17 protein-coding genes are annotated in these 19,738 nt (G+C 66.9%); 3 read left to right on the top strand and 14 right to left on the bottom strand.

From position 1 onward, the window contains the following. Position 1 precedes the first annotated feature (1 nt). From AC56LN_RS01670 to AC56LN_RS01645, 6 genes are read right to left on the bottom strand one after another with little or no spacing between them, the layout of a single operon-like run. Positions 2-745 (bottom strand): lysophospholipid acyltransferase family protein, encoded by a 744-nt coding sequence (locus AC56LN_RS01670; RefSeq protein WP_499569612.1) that lies wholly within the window; start codon positions 743-745, stop codon positions 2-4. A 22-nt stretch (positions 746-767) separates the two neighbouring features. Next, positions 768-2,072: a dihydroorotase gene (locus AC56LN_RS01665; protein WP_499569611.1), complete on the bottom strand. Its 1,305-nt coding sequence runs from the start codon at positions 2,070-2,072 to the stop codon at positions 768-770. Then, positions 2,069-3,043, bottom strand: a complete 975-nt coding sequence (locus AC56LN_RS01660; protein ID WP_499569610.1) for an aspartate carbamoyltransferase catalytic subunit — start codon at positions 3,041-3,043, stop codon at positions 2,069-2,071. The genes AC56LN_RS01665 and AC56LN_RS01660 overlap by 4 nt, the downstream gene beginning before the upstream one ends. Further along, the gene (gene pyrR / locus AC56LN_RS01655) at positions 3,024-3,554 is read right to left on the bottom strand and encodes a bifunctional pyr operon transcriptional regulator/uracil phosphoribosyltransferase PyrR (RefSeq protein WP_499569609.1); all 531 of its coding nucleotides are present in this window, start codon (positions 3,552-3,554) and stop codon (positions 3,024-3,026) included. The genes AC56LN_RS01660 and pyrR overlap by 20 nt, the downstream gene beginning before the upstream one ends. 4 nt (positions 3,555-3,558) lie before the next feature. Continuing rightward, a complete protein-coding gene (ruvX, locus tag AC56LN_RS01650; protein WP_499569608.1) occupies positions 3,559-3,945 on the bottom strand; it encodes a Holliday junction resolvase RuvX in 387 nt (128 codons plus the stop codon). Between the two features lie 26 nt (positions 3,946-3,971). After that, positions 3,972-4,586: a YqgE/AlgH family protein gene (locus tag AC56LN_RS01645; protein ID WP_499570766.1), complete on the bottom strand. Its 615-nt coding sequence runs from the start codon at positions 4,584-4,586 to the stop codon at positions 3,972-3,974. 235 nt (positions 4,587-4,821) lie between these two features. Here AC56LN_RS01645 and AC56LN_RS01640 point away from each other — a divergent pair, with 235 nt between their 5' ends. Then, entirely contained in the window at positions 4,822-6,315 is a 1,494-nt protein-coding gene (locus AC56LN_RS01640; protein WP_499570765.1) for a cryptochrome/photolyase family protein, read from the top strand. 9 nt (positions 6,316-6,324) lie between these two features. On the opposite strand, the gene AC56LN_RS01635 is transcribed toward AC56LN_RS01640, so the two are convergent. From AC56LN_RS01635 to AC56LN_RS01610, 6 genes are all read right to left on the bottom strand, one after another. Beyond that, the gene (locus tag AC56LN_RS01635) at positions 6,325-11,535 is read right to left on the bottom strand and encodes a hybrid sensor histidine kinase/response regulator (protein ID WP_499569606.1); all 5,211 of its coding nucleotides are present in this window, start codon (positions 11,533-11,535) and stop codon (positions 6,325-6,327) included. Between the two features lie 7 nt (positions 11,536-11,542). Continuing rightward, entirely contained in the window at positions 11,543-13,798 is a 2,256-nt protein-coding gene (locus tag AC56LN_RS01630) for a methyl-accepting chemotaxis protein (RefSeq protein WP_499569605.1), read from the bottom strand. A gap of 57 nt (positions 13,799-13,855) precedes the next feature. Continuing rightward, on the bottom strand, positions 13,856-14,401 hold the full coding sequence (locus AC56LN_RS01625) for a chemotaxis protein CheW (RefSeq protein WP_499569603.1): 546 nt from the start codon (positions 14,399-14,401) through the stop codon (positions 13,856-13,858). Further along, positions 14,398-14,796 carry a response regulator gene (locus tag AC56LN_RS01620; RefSeq protein WP_343828813.1) on the bottom strand — a complete coding sequence of 133 codons (399 nt, stop codon included), beginning with the start codon at positions 14,794-14,796 and terminating at the stop codon, positions 14,398-14,400. Before AC56LN_RS01620 ends, AC56LN_RS01625 begins: the two co-directional genes overlap by 4 nt. 25 nt (positions 14,797-14,821) lie before the next feature. Continuing rightward, positions 14,822-15,217 carry a response regulator gene (locus AC56LN_RS01615; RefSeq protein ID WP_482896215.1) on the bottom strand — a complete coding sequence of 132 codons (396 nt, stop codon included), beginning with the start codon at positions 15,215-15,217 and terminating at the stop codon, positions 14,822-14,824. 138 nt (positions 15,218-15,355) lie between these two features. After that, a complete protein-coding gene (locus AC56LN_RS01610) occupies positions 15,356-15,508 on the bottom strand; it encodes a rubredoxin (RefSeq protein ID WP_029755924.1) in 153 nt (50 codons plus the stop codon). Positions 15,509-15,606: 98 nt separating this feature from the next. Between AC56LN_RS01610 and thiD the strand changes: the two genes are divergently transcribed. Beyond that, positions 15,607-16,416, top strand: a complete 810-nt coding sequence (gene thiD / locus AC56LN_RS01605; RefSeq protein ID WP_482896216.1) for a bifunctional hydroxymethylpyrimidine kinase/phosphomethylpyrimidine kinase — start codon at positions 15,607-15,609, stop codon at positions 16,414-16,416. A 50-nt stretch (positions 16,417-16,466) separates the two neighbouring features. Continuing rightward, positions 16,467-17,765 carry a glutamate-1-semialdehyde 2,1-aminomutase gene (hemL, locus tag AC56LN_RS01600; RefSeq protein WP_499569602.1) on the top strand — a complete coding sequence of 433 codons (1,299 nt, stop codon included), beginning with the start codon at positions 16,467-16,469 and terminating at the stop codon, positions 17,763-17,765. A 156-nt stretch (positions 17,766-17,921) separates the two neighbouring features. On the opposite strand, the gene corA is transcribed toward hemL, so the two are convergent. Both corA and mtgA read right to left on the bottom strand, forming a co-directional pair. After that, positions 17,922-18,887, bottom strand: coding sequence for a magnesium/cobalt transporter CorA (gene corA / locus AC56LN_RS01595; RefSeq protein WP_482896218.1), 966 nt, complete (start codon positions 18,885-18,887; stop codon positions 17,922-17,924). A gap of 105 nt (positions 18,888-18,992) precedes the next feature. Then, on the bottom strand, positions 18,993-19,730 hold the full coding sequence (mtgA, locus tag AC56LN_RS01590) for a monofunctional biosynthetic peptidoglycan transglycosylase (protein ID WP_499569601.1): 738 nt from the start codon (positions 19,728-19,730) through the stop codon (positions 18,993-18,995). Between the last annotated feature and the right edge of the window lie 8 nt (positions 19,731-19,738).

Raw genomic sequence — 19,738 nt, 5'->3', positions numbered from 1 at the left:
ATCAGCGTGGGACTGCGTTGGTCACTGCGGTTGCCACCGCCTCCTGCGACGCCTGCGCCAGTTCGCGCCGGTGCGCGCCGTAGCTTTCGAGCGACGCCAGGCAGGTCAGGCGCGCCATTACCGGCGGCCCCTGCAGAATCCGGAACAGGCTGTCGACAAACGTCGTCTCCCCGACGTACTCGATCGACGGGTGATGCGCGCCGTCGGCGCCGACATAGGCCAGTGCATACGGCTGCACCGGCACGCCGGCATCGATGGCCGCTTCGAACAGGTTGGCGTGAAACGGCAGCACTTGGCCTTGCAGGCCAGTGGTCCCTTCCGGGAACAGCGCGACACGCTCGCCGTGCTGCAGCACATCGACCAGACCCTTGAACACGTGACGCAGCTCGCGCCGGTTGCCGCGTGCGATGAACACGGTGCCGGCACCGGCGGCCAGGCGACCCATCACGGGCCATTCGCGAATCTCGGCCTTGGCCACGAACCGGCACGGGTTCAACGCATTGATGACGAAGATGTCGAGCCACGACACGTGGTTGGCCACCACCAGCGCATGCGCGAGCGGTGCTACGCCGCCGTCGCGGGCGACGCTGACGCGGCACAGGCGCAGCAGCTGGCTTGACCAGCGGCGCGTGATGCGCGCGCGCAGTGGAGGAGACGCAAACGGAAACACCAGCGCGCACGTCGCCAGTCCTTCGCACAGATGGACGGTGACGCGCGCAAGGCGCCAGGCAAGCCGGATATTCAAGGTGATGGGCGCTGTGGTTGGATCAACGCTGGTAGGCCACGCGGCCGCGCACGACCGTCGCGCGCACCTGCCCGGCCAGCTCGTAGCCGAGGAATGGCGTGTGCTTGCCCTGGCTGGCCAGCGCCTTGCCGTCCACCAGCCAGCGCGCGGCCGGGTCGAACAGCACGACATCGGCCGCCGCGCCCACGCCCAGCGTGCCAGCCGGCAGGCCGGCGATGCGCGCCGCTTCGCAGGTGATCTTGCCGATCGCCAGCGCCAGCGCGCCCTGTGCGTCCTGTGCGTCCTGTGTGCCATGCGGCTGGTCTTGCGCCCACTTGAGCGTGAGTGCCAGCAGCAGCTCGAGGCCCGTGGCACCAGGCGAGGCTTCGCCGAACGGCAGCAGCTTTTCGTCGTCATCGACCGGCGTGTGGTCGGAGCAGATCGCGTCGACCGTGCCGTCGGCCAGCGCAGCGCGGATCGCGTCGCGGTCGCGCTGCGAGCGCAGCGGCGGCGTGAGGCGCGCGTTGGAATCGAAGAAGCCGATGTCGGCGTCGGTCAGGTGCAGGTGATGCACGCCCACGTCGGCCGTCAGGTTCAGGCCTTCCTTTTTGGCGGCGCGAATCAGGTCCAGGCCCGCTGCGGACGAAATCCGGCACAGGTGCACGCGCGCGCCGGTAGCGCGCATCAGCTCGAAGATCGTGTGCAGGGCGATGGTTTCGGACATGACCGGCACGCCGGACAGGCCGAGGCGCGAGGCGAGCGGGCCGGCATGGGCCACGCCGCCGCGGCCGATGTGCGCGTCCTGCGGGCGCAGCCAGACGGTGTACTCGAAGGTCTTGGCGTACTGCATCGCGCGCAGCAGGACGGTGGTGTCGAGGATCGGCTCTTCGGCCTGCGCGAAGCCGATGCAGCCGGCTTCGGTCAGTTCGGCCATCTCGGTCAGCGCCTGGCCTTTCAGGCCCACGGTCAGTGCGCCCAGCGGGTGCACATTGGCCTGGTCGACGATGCGCGCGCGGTGCTTGAGCATCTCGACCAGGCCTGGCTCGTCGAGCACCGGATCGGTGTCGGGCGGGCAGACCAGCGTGGTCACGCCGCCCTGCATCGCTGCCTGCAGCTCGGATTCGAGCGTGGCCTTGTATTCGTAGCCCGGCTCGCGCAGGCGCGCGGACAGGTCGACCAGGCCCGGTGCGACCACGAGGCCGCTTGCGTCGATGCTCTGGTCGGCCGTGAAGCCCGCCGGTGCGACGCCGATGGCCGCGATCTTGCCGTCGACGATGAACAGGTCTTGCACGGCGTCGACGCCGTTCCCCGGGTCGATCACACGCCCGTTCTTGATATGGAGTTTCATGCGTGGGTTCCTGCCAAAATGCTCATTACGGCCATGCGTACCGCGATCCCGAACGTCACCTGCGGCAGGATCACCGCCTGGCTGCCATCGGCCACGGCCGAGTCGATCTCGACGCCGCGGTTCATCGGCCCCGGGTGCATCACGATCGCGTCGGGTTTCGCCAGCGCCAGGCGCTCGGGCGTCAGGCCGTAGCTCTTGAAATATTCTTGCGCCGACGGCAGCAGCGCCCCGCTCATGCGCTCGTTCTGCAGGCGCAGCATGATGATCACGTCGACGTCCTTCAGGCCTTCGTTGATATTGGTGAAGGTGCGCACGCCCATCTGCTCCAGGCCGCCCGGCAGCAGCGTGTGCGGGCCGATGGCGCGCACTTCGGGCACGCCCAGCGTGGTCAGTGCGTGGATGTCCGAACGGGCCACGCGGCTGTGCAGGATGTCGCCGACAATGGCCACGCGCAGGTTCGTGAAGTCTTTCTTGTAGTGCCGGATCGTGTACATGTCGAGCAGGCCCTGGGTCGGGTGCGCATGGCGCCCGTCACCGGCATTGACGACGTGGACGTCCGAACGCGTGCGGTTCAGGTGCTGCGCAATCATGTACGGTGCGCCCGACTGCGCGTGGCGCACCACGAACATGTCGGCGTGCATCGCGGCCAGGTTGTCGATCGTGTCGAGCAGCGACTCGCCCTTGGTGGTCGACGAGGCCTGGATGTTCAGGTTGATGACGTCGGCCGACAGGCGCTTGGACGCGATCTCGAACGTGGTGCGGGTGCGCGTCGAATTTTCGAAGAACAGGTTGAACACGCTCTTGCCACGCATGAGCGGAACCTTCTTGACTTCGCGGTCGGAGATCCCCACGAAGCTCGATGCGGTGTCGAGGATGTGGTCGATGTGCGACTTCTTGAGGCCCTCGATGGTGAGCAGGTGCTGCAGCTCGCCGTTTTTGTTCAGTTGCGGATTATTGTGCAGGATCGGCATTGTCTTGTTCGATGGTGAGCGAAAGTTGGCCTGTCTCATCGCGCTGCAGGCACAGCGACTCGTTGGCCTCGAGCGTGGCATGGACACCGACAAAATCGGCGGCCACCGGCAGCTCGCGCCCGCCCCGGTCGGCCAGCGTGGCCAGGCGGATGCAGGCCGGACGGCCGTAGTCGAACAGCACGTTGATCGCCGCGCGCGTGGTGCGGCCGGTCTGCAGCACGTCGTCGACCAGCACCACCGTGGCGCCGTCGACCGCAAAGCGGATATGGGTCGGTTTCACGTCCGGGTGCAGGCCCTTGCGCGCGTAGTCGTCGCGGTAGAACGAGACATCGATGGCGCCCAGGCGGTGCGTCAGGTCGAGGTCGCGCGCAAGGCGCTCGGCCAGCCAGGCGCCGCCGGAATGGATGCCGATGATGGCCGGATCGGCGACGCCGTCCAGGCCGGCGCGGACCTGGGCCAGCAGCTCGCGGTAGAGCGCCTCGGCATCGAATGCGTGTTTGTTGGTGGACATAGGGTTAGCGTGATGCGTCAAAATACTGTTGCAAAATGATGGCGGCCGCCTTGTCGTCGATGACATCGCCGCGCTTTGATGCAATCACGGCCGACGAATAGCGTTCATCGACCAGCTCGACGGGAAGATTGAAGCGGCCATGCAGCTGGTTGGCGAAGCGGCGGCTGCGCAGGGTCATGTCGTGCTCGGCGCCATCGGGATGACGCGGCTCGCCGACGACCAGGCGCGCGGGCTGCCACTGCGCGATCAGGTCGCCAATGATCTGGAAGCGGGTGGCATTGTCGATCGCGCTGACGACTCTCAAAGGCTGGGCTTGCCCGGTCAGGGTGTTGCCCATGGCAATGCCAATCCGCTTGATGCCGAAGTCGAAGCCCAGGACGATATCAACCATGCCCGCCGTTCGTGCACTGGAAGGTCTTACGCATGGCCGGCCTCGGTGGCGAGCATCAACGGATCGATGCCCAGCAGCTTGATGGCGGCGTGGTAGCGCTCTTCGATCGGCAGGTCGAACAGCACGCGCGCATCGGCGCCCACCGTCAGCCAGCCGTTGCGAGAAATTTCTTCTTCGAGCTGGCCCGGGCTCCAGCCGGCATAGCCGATGGAGACGAGCATGCGCGCCGGGCCACCGCCATTGGCGACAGCTTCAAGCACATCGATCGAGGTGGTAAACGAGACGTCGTCCGTGACTGTGAGCGACGACGAATAGCGCCCGCCCGGCGAATGCAGCACGAAGCCGCGGTCGTCCTGGACGGGGCCGCCGAACATGATCGGCTCGTCGACGACGGTGGCGCGCAGGCCTTCGGCGAGCTTGAGGTCGACGCGGTCGAACAGGGTTTCCATCGTCATGTCGGTCGGCTTGTTGATGACCACGCCGAGCACGCCCTTGTCGTTGTGCTCGCAGACGTAGACGACGGTGCCGCCGAAGACGGGATCCTGGATCGACGGCATGGCGATCAGGAAGTGGTTCGCCAGGTTCAGGCCGGATGCTGCAGGACCGGCCACGGCGAGGGAGCCGTCCTGCTCCTGGGGCATGCCCGGCATGGGAAGAGTTTTGCCAACTTTGGTTTTTTTCATACGATTGCTCTCAAAAGGCGCACTCTCGCGTTGTTACTTCTGTTGAATGGCTGCCAGGTATCTGCAGAGCAACCTACGCTTTCCGACAGTTTACACCCATTTGACCCGCGGGCCATTGGAAGCATTCCTCGGGCGCCACACGTTTCGATCATGGGCAGTAAAATCTGGGCCCACCTTGACCTCGCACACGATGATGAATTCAAGCAAGTCTTTAGTCTGGTTCCGCCGCGATCTGCGGGCATTCGACCATGCCGCCCTGCACCACGCCCTGCGCTCATCGCAACAGGTGTATTGCGTGTTTGTCTACGACACCGATATCCTCGATGAGTTGCCAAAGGATGACCGGCGTCTGCGTTTCATCCATGCCAGCCTGGCCCAGCTGGACGCCGAACTGCGTCGCCTTGGAGGCTACCTGATCGTGCGCCACGGCAGCGCGCGCGATGAAGTCGTTGCCCTGGCGGAAGAACTGGGCATCAGTGCCGTGCATGCCGGCAGCGACTATGAGCCGTCGGCCATTGCGCGCGACCTCGCCGTGGCAGAACAACTGGCCAGGCGCGACTGCGAATTCCACACCTACAAGGACCAGGTCATCTTCGAGAAGCAGGAAGTGCTCACGCTCGCCGGCGGCGTGTTCTCGGTGTTTACGCCCTACAAGAACGCCTGGCTCAAGCGTCTGGCGGCGCATCCCGAAACGCTGGCCACCTACCCGGTCGATGCCCATGCGCAGACGTTTGCGCGGCCCACCGGTGCGCCGGCCGCCGGCGCTCCGGCCGCCCTGCCGGCCCTGGAAGACATCGGCTTTACGTCGGGCGAGCCGCCACTGCCTGCCGGGATGGATGGGGCGGAAGAACTGTTCGACGCCTTTGTCAGCGAGATGGCCGACTATGGCCGCGCGCGCGACTTCCCGGCCGAGGACGGCACCTCGCGGCTGTCGGCGCACCTGCGCTTTGGCACCACGTCGATCCGCCACCTGGTGCGCAGCGCGCGGGACATGGTGCAGTCGGGCGCCGGCGGGACCGGTGCGTCCGTGTGGCTGTCGGAACTGATCTGGCGCGACTTCTATGCGATGGTGCTGTCGCAGAACCCGCACGTGGTCGAGCGCTCGTTCAAGCCGGCGTTCGATGCAGTGGAATGGGAAACGGGGGCCGAGGCCGACGCGCTGTTTGCCGCCTGGTGCGAGGGCCGCACCGGGTATCCGCTGGTCGATGCGGCGATGCTGCAGCTGAACCAGACGGGTTTCATGCACAACCGGCTGCGCATGGTGACGGCCAGCTTCCTGACCAAGGATCTGGGGATCGACTGGCGCCGCGGCGAGCGCTATTTCGCGCGCCAGCTCAATGACTACGAGCTGGCCTCGAACAACGGCGGCTGGCAGTGGGCGGCGTCGACCGGCTGCGATGCGCAGCCGTGGTTCCGGATCTTCAATCCGGTCACGCAATCGACGCGCTTCGACGCGCGCGGAGAGTTCATCCGGCGCTACCTGCCGCAACTGGCGAAGCTCGACGGCAAGCAGATTCACGCGCCGTGGCTGGTCAAGGAGGCCGAACTGGCCAAGCGCGGGGTGGTGCTGGGACGCGATTATCCGGCGCCGGTCGTGGAGCACGACGCGGCAAGAAAACGCACGCTGGAACGCTTTGCGGTGGTAAAGAAGGTGGTGCCGGAAGCCGATGAGGCAAAGGACGACTGAACGCCGTCTTCAGGCTGCCTCACGCCCCAGCAAACCCTCGATCGCCGCCAGCAGCACCGTCTCCTGGTACGGCTTGCCGAAGTAGGCATTCACGCCCAGCCCGAGCGCCACGTTGCGGTGCTTGTCGGCCGTGCGTGACGTGATCATGATGATCGGGATCGCCCTGGTGGCGTCGTTGCCCCGCACATTGCGGGTCAGGTCGAAGCCGTCCATGCGCGGCATCTCGATATCGACCAGCATCAGGTCCGGTACGCCCTGCCCGATCAGTTCCAGCGCCTCGATGCCGTCCTTGGCCAGCAGCACGCGATAGCCTTCGCGTTCGAGCAGGCGCTGCGTCACGCGCCGCACCGTCAGCGAATCGTCGACCACCATCACCGTGGCGCGTCGCACCTGGGGCGCGACGGCCTGCTTCACGCGGGCTTCGCCCTGCGGCTGCTGCGCCAGCGCCAGCGGATCGAGGATCAGGACGATCTCGCCCGAACCCAGCACCGTGGCGCCGTCTATGCCCGGCATGCGCGCCAGCTGGCGGCCGATGTTCTTGACCACCACCTCGCGGTTGCCCAGCACTTCGTCGACGCGCAACGCGATGCGGCGGCTGCCGCCATTGAGCACCAGCACTGGCGTCGAACGGTGCGTCGTGATGCGCTCGTCGGTCTCCATCCCCAGCAGGTCCGGCAAGCCATGCAGCGCCAGTTCATGGCCGGCCAGCTGAATGCTGCCGGTCTCGATCGCAGCGGCCAGGTCGGCCTCGCGCACCTGCTGCACCGCCTCGACCAGCGTCGACGGCACGGCGTGGGTGCGGCCACCGGCCACCACCAGCACCACCTGCGCCACGGCCAGCGTCAGTGGCAGCGTGATCGTGAAGCGCGCGCCCTGCCCCGCCTCGGACGCCACCGCGACACGTCCGCCCAGCGCCTGCGCTTCGGAGCGCACCACGTCCATGCCCACGCCACGCCCGGCCAGTTCGGTCAGCGTGTCCGCCGTCGAAAAACCCGGCGCGAAAATCAGGTCGGTCACCTGGTCGTCCGGCGCCTCGTCGCCCTCGGCCAGCAGGCCGCCGGCCAGCGCCTTGGCGCGGATGCGCTCCAGGTCCAGGCCCGCGCCATCGTCGCTGAAGTTGATCAGCACTTCGTTGCCGTGCTGGCTGACCTGCACCAGCAGCTCGCCCGTCTCGGCCTTGCCGGCAGCCTGACGGACCGTGCGCGGCTCGATGCCGTGCACGATCGCATTGCGCAGCAGGTGCTCGAACGGCGCCGCCATCTGTTCCAGCACGCCGCGGTCGATTTCCACCGCGCCGCCCCGGATATCCAGGTTGACGCGCTTGTCGGTTTCTTTCGCGGTCTGGCGCGCGACGCGGAACAGGCGCTCGGACAGGCTGGCAAACGGCACCATCCGCACCCGCATCAGGTCGCGCTGCAGGTCGCGCGTCATGCGCGCCTGGGCCGACAGTTCTTCGTTGGCCGAATCGACCGTGCGCGCCAGGCTTTCCTGGAACGAGGCGACGTCGTCGACGCTTTCGGCCAGCATGCGCGTGAGTTCCTGCAGGCGCGTGAAGCGGTCGAATTCGAGCGGATCGAATTCGCGCTCGCCGGCGATCGACAGGCGCGAGGCGATCTGCGATTCGGCCTGCATCTCGATCTCGCGCAACTGGCGCCGCAGGCGGCCCACGTTGTCCGAGAAGTCGCCCAGCGACGACTTGAGTACGCCAATCTGGTTTTCCAGGCGCGAGCGCGTGATCGACACCTCGCCCGCCTGGTTCACGACGCGGTCAAGGATGTCGGCGCGCACCCGCACCAGCGGTGCGCGGGCCGGCTCGGCCGGCACGGCCGCGGGGGCATCCACGGAGGCCGGCGCGGCTGCGGCGGCGGCCTCCGGTTGCTGCAAGCCCTCGAACAGCAGCATCGCGCTGTCGTAGTTGGCCAGCAGCTCGTCGAACGCGGTCGGCGGCAGCGTCGAGGTACCGGCATGGACCATGTTCTCGATCTGCGTTTCCAGTTCGTGCGCGTGCTGGCCCAGGCGCATCGCGCCGGCCATGCGCGCACTGCCCTTGACCGTGTGCAGGTCGCGCTGCATGCGCTGCGCGACGGCGGCATTGGACGGCTCCTGCTGCCACTGGCGCAGGTCATGGCCGATGCGCGGCAGCAGGTCGGTCGCTTCTTCGAGGAAGACCGGCAGCAGGTCGGCGTCGATCTCGTCGACATAGCCGCTGGCGCCGACCAGTTCGGGCTCGTGCAGGTCGTCGAGCGTCAGCGCGGGTTCCGGTTCCGGTTCCGGCTCGGCTTCAGGTTCAGGCACCGGTTCGGCGAGCACCGCTTCATCGGGCGTCACCGCCACGAAGCCGGGCTCCGGCTGCGGCGCGGCCTGTTCCAGCGCAGGCGCGGCGAACGGGTCGTCGCCGAACGCGCCGAAGATGTCGTCGATATCGTCCGCTGCTGCTGCAGGCGCGGCCTCGTGAGTCGCCGGCGCCGGCGCCGTGAATGGCGGCGGCTCGGCCAGCAACTGCTTGTACGCTTCGGCAAACAGCGTGTCGAGTTGACTTGCCAGCGCCGGTTCGAGCTGGTCGAATGGCGATGTGCCCAGCCGCGCGCGCAGCCCGGCCAGCTGTTCGATCAGGTCCGGCTGCGCCGGGGCCAGTTCGCCCAGCGTGAACACCTGCAGCATCGCGCGCATGCGCGCCAGCGTCGTATCGAGCAGGTCCAGCGCGGCCTCGTCGACGGGGGCGCCCGGCAGGGCAAGCTTCTCGAGCGTCTTTTCCAGCGCGTGTGCCAGCTCGCACAGGTCGGTGTAGCCGACCGTGGCCGAGGTGCCGGCCAGCGTATGCGCCGCCGTGATCGCATCGGCCGACGCACGCTGCGCCGGGTCCGTGCGCAGTGTGGCGAATGCGTCTTCCAGCGTCGCGCACAGCGATTCGGTTTCGAGCAGGTAGACATCGTGCAGCGCCTGGCCGATGGCCAGGTCGCCCACGCGCCGCACGGCATCCGGGCCCGGCGGCGTGATCTCTTCGTCGAGCACAGGGATGTCGTCCAGCTCTGCCGACGGTGCGAACGCACCGCCTTCCTGCACGCGCGCCGCCGCCTCGATCAGCGCCGCACCATCGCCCTGCGGCGCCTGGCCGGCGGCCAGTTCGGCCACCCACGCATCCAGTTCGGCGTAGGCGTGTGCCAGCAGCGCCAGCAGGTCGGCGGTGGCCGCACGGCCATCGGCCAGCCAGACGTTCATGACCCGCTCGATGCTGGCGGCGGTCGCGCCGAAGGCCTCCAGGCCCACCATGCGGCTGCTGCCCTTGAGCGTGTGGAAGGCGCGGCGCAGGCCGGTCAGGGTTTCCTGGTTGCCCGGCTCGTCGGCCGCGCGCGGCAGCGTCTCGACCACGAAGGCGAGCACTTCCTGCGCCTCGGCGATGAAGATGTCGAGCAGTTCGGCATCGACGTCGTCCTGCGCGTCGGCGCCGGCAACGGGTGCCACCGGCGTCTCGGCGGCAGTGGCAGCCTCGGTGAACTCGAACGGCAGCTCGCGCAGCAGCTGTTTCTCGGTGTCGAACGTGAAGCGGCCGCGCGCCAGCGCGCTGTCCTGCGCCAGCAGATCGGCGAAGAAGCCAAGCGCGCCGATGTTCTGCGCGATATTGTGCAGCGACGCGTGCTGCGCCGTGACATCACGCTCGCTGTCGGCCAGCGTGCGCACCGCGTCTTCGACGTGGTGCACGGTCAGCACGGCCTGTTCCTGGTCGAGGATGGCAAACGCCCCCTGCAAGCCATGCAGCACCGGCCCGGCCTGTTCCAGCACCTGGCGTTTGGTCGGGTCGTCGTAGTAATCGTCGAGCAGTTTTTCGATCTGGCGCAGGCCGGCCTTGATCTCGCTCGCCAGCACCGCCACGGTCTGGCCCTGCTGGATCTGGCGCGCCAGTTCGCCCTGCCACTGCGGCGCGTCGGGCGGCGTTTCGCCGGCGGCCAGCGCCAGGAGGCGCGCGCCGACGGCTTCGGCGTTCTGCGAAAAGTCGTCGGGCAACTGGCGCAGCTGGTCCAGGCTGTTCTCGACGAACAGCATGGCGGCCGCCATCTCCAGGCCGAACTGGTCGTCGCGGCCCGACTGCACCGAGTCGCCGGCCGCGCGGCCCAGTTCACGCAGCAGCTGCGCCAGCGCGGGTGCGCCCAGCTTTTCGCTGGCGCCGGCCAGGCGCGCCAGCGCATCGTTGAAATCGTGTTCGACGGCAGCGTCGGGCTTGCCGTCGCCGGCGATCAGATCCCAGTCGGACTTGGTGCGGGCCAGCGCTTCGCGCGCCTCTTTCAGCGCCTGCGGATCGAGTTTGCCGTAGCGGCGTTCGGCGTAGTCGTGCGGCACCGCGCCGTCCAGGCCCAGCGCCTGGCGCAGGGCACGCGCTTCAAGGCCCGGCGTACGTGCAGCGGCCACGAAAAACAGCGCGTCGCGCAGCATCGCTTCGGGCGCATCCTGCTGGCCCTTTGCCAGGCGGCGCAACTGCAGGTTGATCTGACCGAAGAGCTGCTTGATATACAGGTCGGTCGCGACCTGACCGTCGGCCACCACGCTGGCAAACGCGTGCATCGTCTGCCAGAACAGGCGCGCGCGTGCACTGTCCTGCGCGCCGGCGATCGGCGCGATGGCGGCGGCCATGTCGTGCGCCTGCGCGCGGCGCGCGGCGTCGTCATCGTCGGCCTTCAGGTACGGCAGCAGGGCTTTTTCAAACTGCGCACGGCAGGCGGCGATGTCGACGTCGGCATTGACGGGGGAAGTCGCAGGCAGCTCGGGGAGTACCGACAGATCGAGCGGCAGCAGGTCGGCCGGATGGACCTTGCCCTCGCCATGGCGTTCGACCATGTCGCGGTAATACGGGAACAGGCGCGCCGGCTGTTGCGGGGCACCGCCCAGGAGTTCGTCGAGGTATTCGCCCAGCGCACTGAAGGCATCCAGCACCACCTGCACGCTTTCGGCATTGCAGGCCAGCTGGCCATCCTTGAAACGATCGAGCACTGCTTCGGCAGCGGCGGTAAACACGCCCACGCCTTCGACATCGACCATCTGCAAGGCGCCGTGCGCCTGGTGCAGGTGCGATTTCGCATGCAGCAGCAGCGTTGGCTGGGCCTCGGGCGAACGCCCCGCGGCATCGCGCAGGGACGTGGCGGCGCGCGTGAGGGCGTCGCGGATTTCGCCAATGACCCACGACAGCGGGCCGGTATCAAAACTGCTGGAGCGGTTCAAGGTCGTCATCGCCCGGTCAGGATACCACGCGGAAGCGGGACACCGAATCCTTCAGTTCCTGCGCCAGCGTGGCCAGTTCCTGAATTGACAGCGCGGTCTGGCGGGTACCCTGGCGCGTCTGTTCGGTCACGGCGAGAATCTGCTGCATCTTGTCGGCCACGCCGGTGGCCTTGGTGGCCTGGCGTTCGGTGGCGGTCGACATGTCGCCGATCAGGTCACCGAGGCGGTTCGAGACGCGCGAAATGTCCGACAGCGCGGCGCCGGCGGCGTCCGACAGGCGCGCCCCCTCGACGACACCCTGGGTCGATTTTTCCATTGCCGCCACCGCATCGTGGGTGTCGGTCTGAATGGTGCGCACCAGCGCGCCGATCTGCTTGGCCGCGTCGCCCGAGCGTTCGGCCAGGCGCTGCACCTCTTCGGCCACAACCGAGAAGCCGCGCCCTGCTTCGCCGGCCGATGCGGCCTGGATCGCGGCGTTCAGCGCCAGCACGTTGGTCTGCTCGGTAATGTCCGAAATCAGCTCGGTGATCTCGCCGATCTCCTGCGACGATTCGCCCAGGCGCTTGATGCGCTTGGAGGTTTCCTGGATCTGCTCGCGGATCTCCTGCATGCCCTCGATCGCATTCTGCACCGCGGTCGAACCCTGCGCCGCCGCCGCCACCGACTGGCGCGCCACGTCGGCCGATTCCAGCGCCGAGCGCGACACGTCGGTGATCAGGCCGGCCAGGCGCAGCGTCGTGGCCGACGCATCCTGGATCTCGCGCGACTGCTGCTCGGCTGCGCCCAGCAGCTCGGTCGAGACGTCCTGCGCACCGTTCGAGGCGCGCGCCACCTGCTCCGCCGTGCGGATGACCCGCACCACCAGCTCACGCAGTTCTTCGACCGTGTAGTTGACCGAGTCGGCAATCGCGCCGGTGATGTCTTCCGACACCGTCGCCTGCACCGTCAGGTCGCCGTCGGCGACGTCCTGCAGTTCGTTCATCAGGCGCAGAATCGCGGCCTGGTTCTGTTCATTGGTGGCCTTGGCTTCTTCTTCCTTGGTCTGCGCCAGGTGGCGCATCGCTTCGGCTTCCTGGCGGCGCTGTTCGGCGCCGGCGGCGCGTTCACGCGAGGCCTGCAGCATGGCACGCGTGGTGCCCAGGGATGCCAGCAGCGTAAACACGCCGGCGCCGATGGCCAGCCAGAACCAGGGGCTGATCTGCGCCTGGTCGCGCTGGTAATCCATGTGCAGCCTGGCCAGCATCACGCGCAGCGGTTCGCTGTCGCGCGAGATCAGGCGCTCGGCGGCGCGGGCGCCGGCGTAGCTGGTCAGGTTGCCGATCAGCGGCGTGACGGTCTTGACGTACTCGCGCAGGCTGTCGCGGGTGCGCGAGAGCCGCACGCGAAGCTCCAGGTCGGTCAGCGGCGCCAGGCCATAGCGGCCACCGCCATCGAGCAGGCCGTCGACGAGCGCCTCGACCGAGGCGATGTCGCCCAGGATGTAAGTCACCGCGTTCTGGGTCGAACCGGGCGTATTGAAGGTCTGGGCGCCGGCCGTCAGGCGCTGGGTCACCGACAGCAGGCTCAGTGCCGCCACCTGGCGCCGGGCGTCCGTGGTCTCGTCGCGCTGCAGGCGTTCGGCAATGGCGATCAGTTCCGGGCCCACTTCTTCGTACTGGGCCAGGCTGGCGCCGAAGGCGATCAGGTTGCGCCGGTTGCCGAGAATATTGGCAGAGGCCTTGGACGAGCGGTTCCACAGCACGATCGCCTTTTGCAGGTCGTCGGCGCGCTGACCGCTGGCAGCGGGAATCCGGCCGGTGGGCGACTGGCCGCCGCGGGCCAGCAGATCGAGTTCGCGACCCAGCTCGGCGCGGCTTTCCTCCACCTGGAGGAAAGCCTGCGGATCGCCGCGCAGCGCGATCGGCGCCGCCTTGGCGAAACGCTGCGAGTGCATCACGGCGTCACCAGCCACCTGGCTCTGCCCCGCCAGGCGGGCATCGCTGGCAGCGTTCTGCCACATGGCCAGCACGGTCAGCACCGCGCCGGCGGCAACGGCGCCCAGCAGCACGCGCAGGCGGTTCGGCTGGAAGCTGCTGCCCATCAGCGCGGCGCGCATGTCGGTCCCGCCATCGGCGCCGCCATCGTCACGTCCACGAAAACCGCCCAGGCGGCGCGCCGCTGCAGCTGCCGATCCGCTGGCCGCCGCTTCCGGTGCTCCGGCGTCGGCGACGGGAACCGGCGTGACCGGCCGCACCGCGTCATCGGCTGCGCCACCCTTGGCGAAAACATTCATGGTCAATTTCGAGGCGAATCCCATTCCGGCTCCCTGTGCTGCGATTAGTGTGTTCGGTTAGCGTGCAATGTGCAGGAAGCGCTCTTCGCGCACCAGCGCCGCCAGCGATAGCGGCATCCATGTGTTGCCCTCAAGGTCGCGCAGGGCGTCGCCGTCGCGCGTCATCGCCGCGGCATGGCGCAAGCCATACACCGAGGACGCCAGCAGCGCGCAATTCAGGCCCAGGCTTGGCGCGAACACCAGCAGGCGCGGGGTGCTGCCGGCGGTTGCCGGCGTGGCGACCGCTGGCGCTTCATCGAGATAGCGCGCCAGGTCGATCACCCCCAGCAGGCTGCCGCGCACATTGGCCAACCCCAGGTACCAGGGGCGGGTCAGCGGCACGGGCGTGACCGGCACGGGCGCCACGATCTCGCCAACTTCGGCCAGGTCGACCAGGTAGCGCGCGTCGCCGATGGCCAGGCCAAGCTGGGCCACGCTGGCGCCGGCGCCGTTCCTGGCCGCCTGCATCCGTTCGAGCAGCTGTTCCTGGTACTGGCGCAGGCGGGTGCGCCGCGCCGCCGGATCGCGGCGGCCTGCACGTTCGTCCGCGCCGGCGGTGGTCATGCCTTCACGCTGCCGGCTGCGTCGCCCGGCACGGCCAGCGCCGCAATGGCTGCCAGCAGGCGGGCCGGATCGACCGGCTTGACCAGGTATTCCTTGGCGCCCTGGCGCATGCCCCAGATACGGTCGGTTTCCTGGTCCTTGCTGCTGCAGATGATGATCGGCAGCGCCGCCAGTTCCGGATCGCGCGAGATGGCGCGGGTCACCTGGAAGCCGTTGGTGCCGGGCATGACCACGTCCATCAGGATCAGTTGCGGCCGCTCGGCGCGAATGCGCTCGATCGCTTCGTCGCCACTGACGGCGGTGCATACAGTAAAGCCGTTCTTGACCAGGATGTCGGTCAGGTACAGTCGTTCGGTCGGCGAATCGTCGACGATGAGAATCTTTTGAATGGCCACGAGGGCTCCAAATCTGGTTGAATCGTCAGCCTGCCGCCTGGGCGTGCTCGCGCACGGCCGCCAGCAGGCTGTCTTTGGTAAAGGGTTTGGTCAGGTAGGCGCTGGCGCCGACCATCGCGCCGCGCGCGCGGTCGAACAGGCCGTCCTTGGACGAGAGCATCAGCACCGGGGTCGCGTGAAAACGCACGCTCTTCTTGATCAGCGCGCAGGTCTGGTAGCCATCGAGGCGCGGCATCAGGATGTCGCAGAACACGAGCGCAGGATGGTGGTCGTTGATCTTGGCCAGGGCGTCGAAGCCATCGTCGGCCAGCACCACGTGATAACCCGCCTGGGTCAGGAAAATCTCTGCTGACCGGCGGATCGTGCTGCTGTCATCGATCACCATGATGGTCAGGCTTGATGATTGCGGCGATGTCGTCATGGTCGTTTCACTTCGGCTTGAAGCGCCACGATAGCACAGCGAATCTTTCTTGTGCGCAAAGTGTTGCAGGGAGTCAACTACTACTTTGCGATGGCATCGGAGGGTTATCCGGATGCCATGCAAGCACGACAACAGGTGTTATATCGCCGTCATTTCGAAGTCGTCCTTGCGCGCGCCGCATTCGGGACAGGTCCAGTTCATCGGTACGTCGGCCCAGCGGGTGCCCGGCGCAATGCCGTCATCCGGTGCGCCGGCAGCTTCATCGTAGACCCAACCGCAGATCAGGCACATCCAGGTCAGGAACGGGGCGGTGGATTCAGTACTCACGGTGTTGATCCTTGTATCTAGTAAAATGTGGAATCAGAATCCGGCATCTTAATCTACCCGTCGTGCAAAACCAACCGTTACCCCTCATCCTGAGTTTTGGCGTCTGCGATCCCGTCGGCGCGCTGGGCGTGCAATCGGACGTCGCCGCCTTTGCCGCCCTCGGGTGCCACGGGCTGTCGGCGATTGCGGGCCTGCTCGTGTCCGACAGCGCACGCGTCGAGCACATGTATGAGCTCGACAGCGACTGGATGGCTGAACAGGCGCGCGCGCTGCTCGAAGACATGCCGATCGCCGCCTTCAAGGTTGGCGCCGTGGGCACCGCGCTGCACCTGGCCGCCATTGCCGAGATCGTTTCCGACTACCCGGACGCGCCGCTGATCCTCGACCCGTTCCTGTCTGCTCTGCCCGACGCCGGCATGGGCGACGAAGAAATGCTGATGGCCCTGCGTTCGATCCTGGCGCCGCAAGCCACCGCGCTGATCCTGTCGCAGGCCGAACTGGGCCGCATGGCCGAGCTGTGGCGCGACGGTGGCGATGCCGATCCCTGCAACCTCGCTGAAGACGTGGCCGAACTGACCTCGTCCGGCCTGCAGTATGTGCTCGTGACCGGCACGCGCGACACGGCCGGCGCCTGCTCGAACCGCCTGTTCGATGCCAGCGGCGAAGTCGCGCGGGTTGACTGGCAGCACCTACCCGGCCCGTTCCTGGGCGCCGGCAACACCTATTCGGCCGCGTTCACCGCCCTGATGGCGCGCGGCATGGATGCGCCGACCGCGCTGGCCGTGGCGCAGGAATACACGACCGGCGCGCTCGAGAACGCACAACGCTTCGGCATGGGCAAATTCATTCCCGCCAAATTCTTCCGTCCCTGAGTTTCAAGCGCGCTGCGCGGGACGGTCTTTCCTCTTCTTGAAACGTCAACATGACCACTGAACAAGCCACCTCGCGCAACGACACCCTGTTTGCCCGCGCCCAATTGACCACGCCGGGCGGCGTCAATTCGCCCGTGCGCGCCTTCCGCTCGGTTGGCGGCACCCCGCGCTTCATCACGCGCGCCCTCGGCCCGCACTTCTGGGACGCCGACGGCAAGCGCTACATCGACTACATCGGCTCGTGGGGCCCGGCCATCCTCGGCCACGCCCGCCCCGAAGTGGTGTCGGCCGTGCAGGCCGCTGCCGCCAACGGCCTGTCGTTCGGCGCGCCGACCGAAGGCGAGATCGAGATCGCCGAAGAAATCTGCCGCCTGCTGCCGTCGATCGAGCAGGTGCGCCTGGTCTCGTCCGGCACCGAAGCAACGATGAGCGCGCTGCGCCTGGCGCGCGGCGCCACCGGCCGCGACAAGATCGTCAAGTTCGAAGGCTGCTACCACGGCCACGCCGATTCGCTGCTGGTGAAAGCCGGCAGCGGCCTGCTCACCTTCGGCAATCCGACCTCGGCCGGCGTGCCGGAAGACTTCGTCAAGCACACGCTCGTGCTCGACTACAACAACGTGGCGCAACTGGAAGACGCATTCGCGACGATGGGTGACGAGATCGCCTGCGTGATCGTCGAGCCGGTGGCCGGCAACATGAACCTGATCCGCGCCACGCCCGAGTTCCTGCAGGCCATGCGCACCCTGTGCACGAAGCACGGCGCCGTCCTGATCTTCGACGAAGTGATGTGCGGCTTCCGCGTGGGCCTGCAAGGCGCGCAGGGCCTATACGGCATCCAGCCCGACCTGACCGCGCTGGGCAAGGTCATCGGCGGCGGCATGCCGGTGGCGGCGTTTGGCGGGCGCGCCGAGCTGATGCAGAAGATGGCGCCGATCGGCCCGGTGTACCAGGCCGGCACGCTGTCGGGCAATCCGGTCGCGGTGGCGGCGGGCATGACCACACTCAAGCTGATCCAGGAAGCCGGGTTCTACGAGCGCTTGAGCGCCACGGCGAACCGCCTGGTGGCCGGCCTGACCGAGGCGGCGCGCGAAGCGGGCATCGACTTCTGCGGCGACGCCGTGGGCGGCATGTTCGGCATGTACTTCTCGAAGGACGTCCCGGGCAGCTACAGTGAAATGATGGCCGGCGACAAGGAGCGCTTCAACCGCTTCTTCCACGGCATGCTGGACGAAGGCGTGTACTTTGCACCGGCGATGTTCGAGGCAGGCTTCGTGTCGATCCAGCACGACGATGCGGCGATCGACGAAACCATCGAAGCGGCGCGGCGCGTGTTCAAGCGGATCGGGTGACAGCCACTAGCCCCCAGACCGTCATTCCCGCGAAGGCGGGAATCCCATTGCCTGCGTCGCCACCAGCTTGAACTTTAGTGGACGTGCAACGGACTTGGATTCCCGCCTGCGCGGGAATGACGGGTAGCGGGGCGACGGTGGCTCTGCGTGCTGGCCTTACTTCAGCCAGCCACGCCTTCTGAAATACCACAGCGGCGCCACGCCGCAGCCAATCATCAACAGAATGGCCAGCGGGTACCCGAAGCGCCATTGCAGCTCGGGCATCACGGCGAAGTTCATGCCGTAGACACTGGCGATCAGCGTTGGCGGCAGGAACGCGACCGAGGCCACCGAGAAGATCTTGATGATCTTGTTCTGGTTGATGTTGATGAAGCCGACCGTGGCGTCCATCAGGAAGTTCACCTTGTCGAACAGGAACGATGTGTGCCCGTCGAGCGACTCGATGTCGCGCAGGATCTGGCGCGCTTCCTCGAACTGGTCCGAGTTCAGCAGGCGCCCGCGCATCAGGAAGCTGACGGCGCGGCGCGTGTCCATCATGTTGCGGCGGATGCGGCCGTTCAAGTCTTCCTCGTGCGCGATCGCGTTCAGTGCCGCGGCCGCGTCCTGGTCGGTAAATTCTTTCTGCAGCACGCGGGTCGAGACTTCTTCGAGACTTTCGTAGATGCCCTCGAGCGAGTCGGCCGAATACTCGGCGTCGGTCGCGTACAGGTCGAGCAGCACATCCATATAGTCTTCGATCGAGCCGGGCCGCGAGCGGGCGCGCATGCGCACCAGGCGGAACACCGGCAAATCGTCGTTGTGCACCGAGAACAGGATCTTGCCCGACAGGATGAACGCCACTGTGATCACGCGCGACGGGCCGTCTTCTTCTTCCAGCAGGAAGTCGGTGCGCAGGTGCAGGTCGCCATTTTCGGCTTCGTAGTAACGCGCCGATGCTTCGATGTCCTGGACTTCGTCTTCGCCCGGCAGGATCACGTTGTACTTGGCCTTGACCCAGACGCGTTCTTCTTCGCTCGGGTCGGTCAGGTCGACCCAGACCGGCGCCACGCTCTCGAGTTCCTCACGGGATTCGATCGTGACCTGGTTCAGGCGGCCGTTCTGTAGGACGAATACATTGATCATGCGCTGGGTCTCGCTATTCTTGGCCGGTCGACAAAAGTAGCGCAAGTGTAACCGTTTGCCCGCCGAGCAGCCAACTCCGGCGCCACAAACGCGCAATGACGGCTGTCAGTCAGCACGTGGCACGTCCGCCGACGGGATCCGGCGCTGGATCGTGCTGGTGCGGCGCTCCAGGTAGCGGGTCGAGCGGTTCTTGTCGTAGAAGCGCGGATTGGGCAGCATCACGGCGAGGCGCGCGGCCTGCGCCGTGCTGAGTTTGGCGGCGGACGTCTTGAAGTAATAGCGCGCCGCTGCTTCGGCGCCGAACACGCCACGGCCGAATTCGGCCACATTCAGGTAGATCTCCAGGATGCGCTGCTTGCTCATCACGGTCTCGAGCATGAAGGCGATGATCGTTTCCTGACCCTTGCGCAGATAGCTGCGCGAGCCGGACAGGAACAGGTTCTTGGCCAGTTGCTGCGTGATGGTCGAGCCGCCGCCGGCCAGCTTGCCCCGCCGCTCGTTGCGCTCATAGGCCCGCTCGATGGCTTTCAGGTCGACGCCATAGTGTTCGTTGAAATTGGCGTCCTCGGACGCCACCACCGCGCGTTTCAGGTTGTACGAAATCCGCTCGTACGGTACCCACTGGTGCTTGAGCGTGGCGTCGGGATTGGTTTCACGCAGTACCGACAATTGCGCGCGCATGAAGCTGGTCGAGCCGGGATCGACCTGTGAATACCAGCACACCATCACGAAGAAATACAGCTGGACCAGCAGCACGAGCAGCAGCGGGCCCAGAAAAATCCACTTGATCCAGCGCCGCTTCGCTGATCCCTTCGCTGCATTCTTACTACGCGATGTAGCCACGGGTTACC

The organism is Telluria sp. ZT3P26, assembly GCF_059686035.1.
The sequence above is the reverse complement of the archived record's forward strand: the minus strand, read 5'-3'. Positions and strand labels throughout refer to the sequence as shown.

Coding starts and splice junctions, on each gene's coding strand:
- AC56LN_RS01635 (WP_499569606.1), bottom strand. CDS start 11,535: ATGACGACCTTGAACCGCTCCAGCAGTTTTGATACCGGCCCGCTGTCG.
- pyrR (WP_499569609.1), bottom strand. CDS start 3,554: ATGTCCACCAACAAACACGCATTCGATGCCGAGGCGCTCTACCGCGAG.
- AC56LN_RS01625 (WP_499569603.1), bottom strand. CDS start 14,401: ATGACCACCGCCGGCGCGGACGAACGTGCAGGCCGCCGCGATCCGGCG.
- ruvX (WP_499569608.1), bottom strand. CDS start 3,945: ATGGTTGATATCGTCCTGGGCTTCGACTTCGGCATCAAGCGGATTGGC.
- AC56LN_RS01630 (WP_499569605.1), bottom strand. CDS start 13,798: ATGAATGTTTTCGCCAAGGGTGGCGCAGCCGATGACGCGGTGCGGCCG.
- AC56LN_RS01665 (WP_499569611.1), bottom strand. CDS start 2,072: ATGAAACTCCATATCAAGAACGGGCGTGTGATCGACCCGGGGAACGGC.
- AC56LN_RS01645 (WP_499570766.1), bottom strand. CDS start 4,586: ATGCCCCAGGAGCAGGACGGCTCCCTCGCCGTGGCCGGTCCTGCAGCA.
- AC56LN_RS01640 (WP_499570765.1), top strand. CDS start 4,822: ATGAATTCAAGCAAGTCTTTAGTCTGGTTCCGCCGCGATCTGCGGGCA.
- hemL (WP_499569602.1), top strand. CDS start 16,467: ATGACCACTGAACAAGCCACCTCGCGCAACGACACCCTGTTTGCCCGC.
- AC56LN_RS01615 (WP_482896215.1), bottom strand. CDS start 15,217: ATGACGACATCGCCGCAATCATCAAGCCTGACCATCATGGTGATCGAT.
- AC56LN_RS01610 (WP_029755924.1), bottom strand. CDS start 15,508: ATGTGCCTGATCTGCGGTTGGGTCTACGATGAAGCTGCCGGCGCACCG.
- AC56LN_RS01660 (WP_499569610.1), bottom strand. CDS start 3,043: ATGCCGATCCTGCACAATAATCCGCAACTGAACAAAAACGGCGAGCTG.
- corA (WP_482896218.1), bottom strand. CDS start 18,887: ATGATCAATGTATTCGTCCTACAGAACGGCCGCCTGAACCAGGTCACG.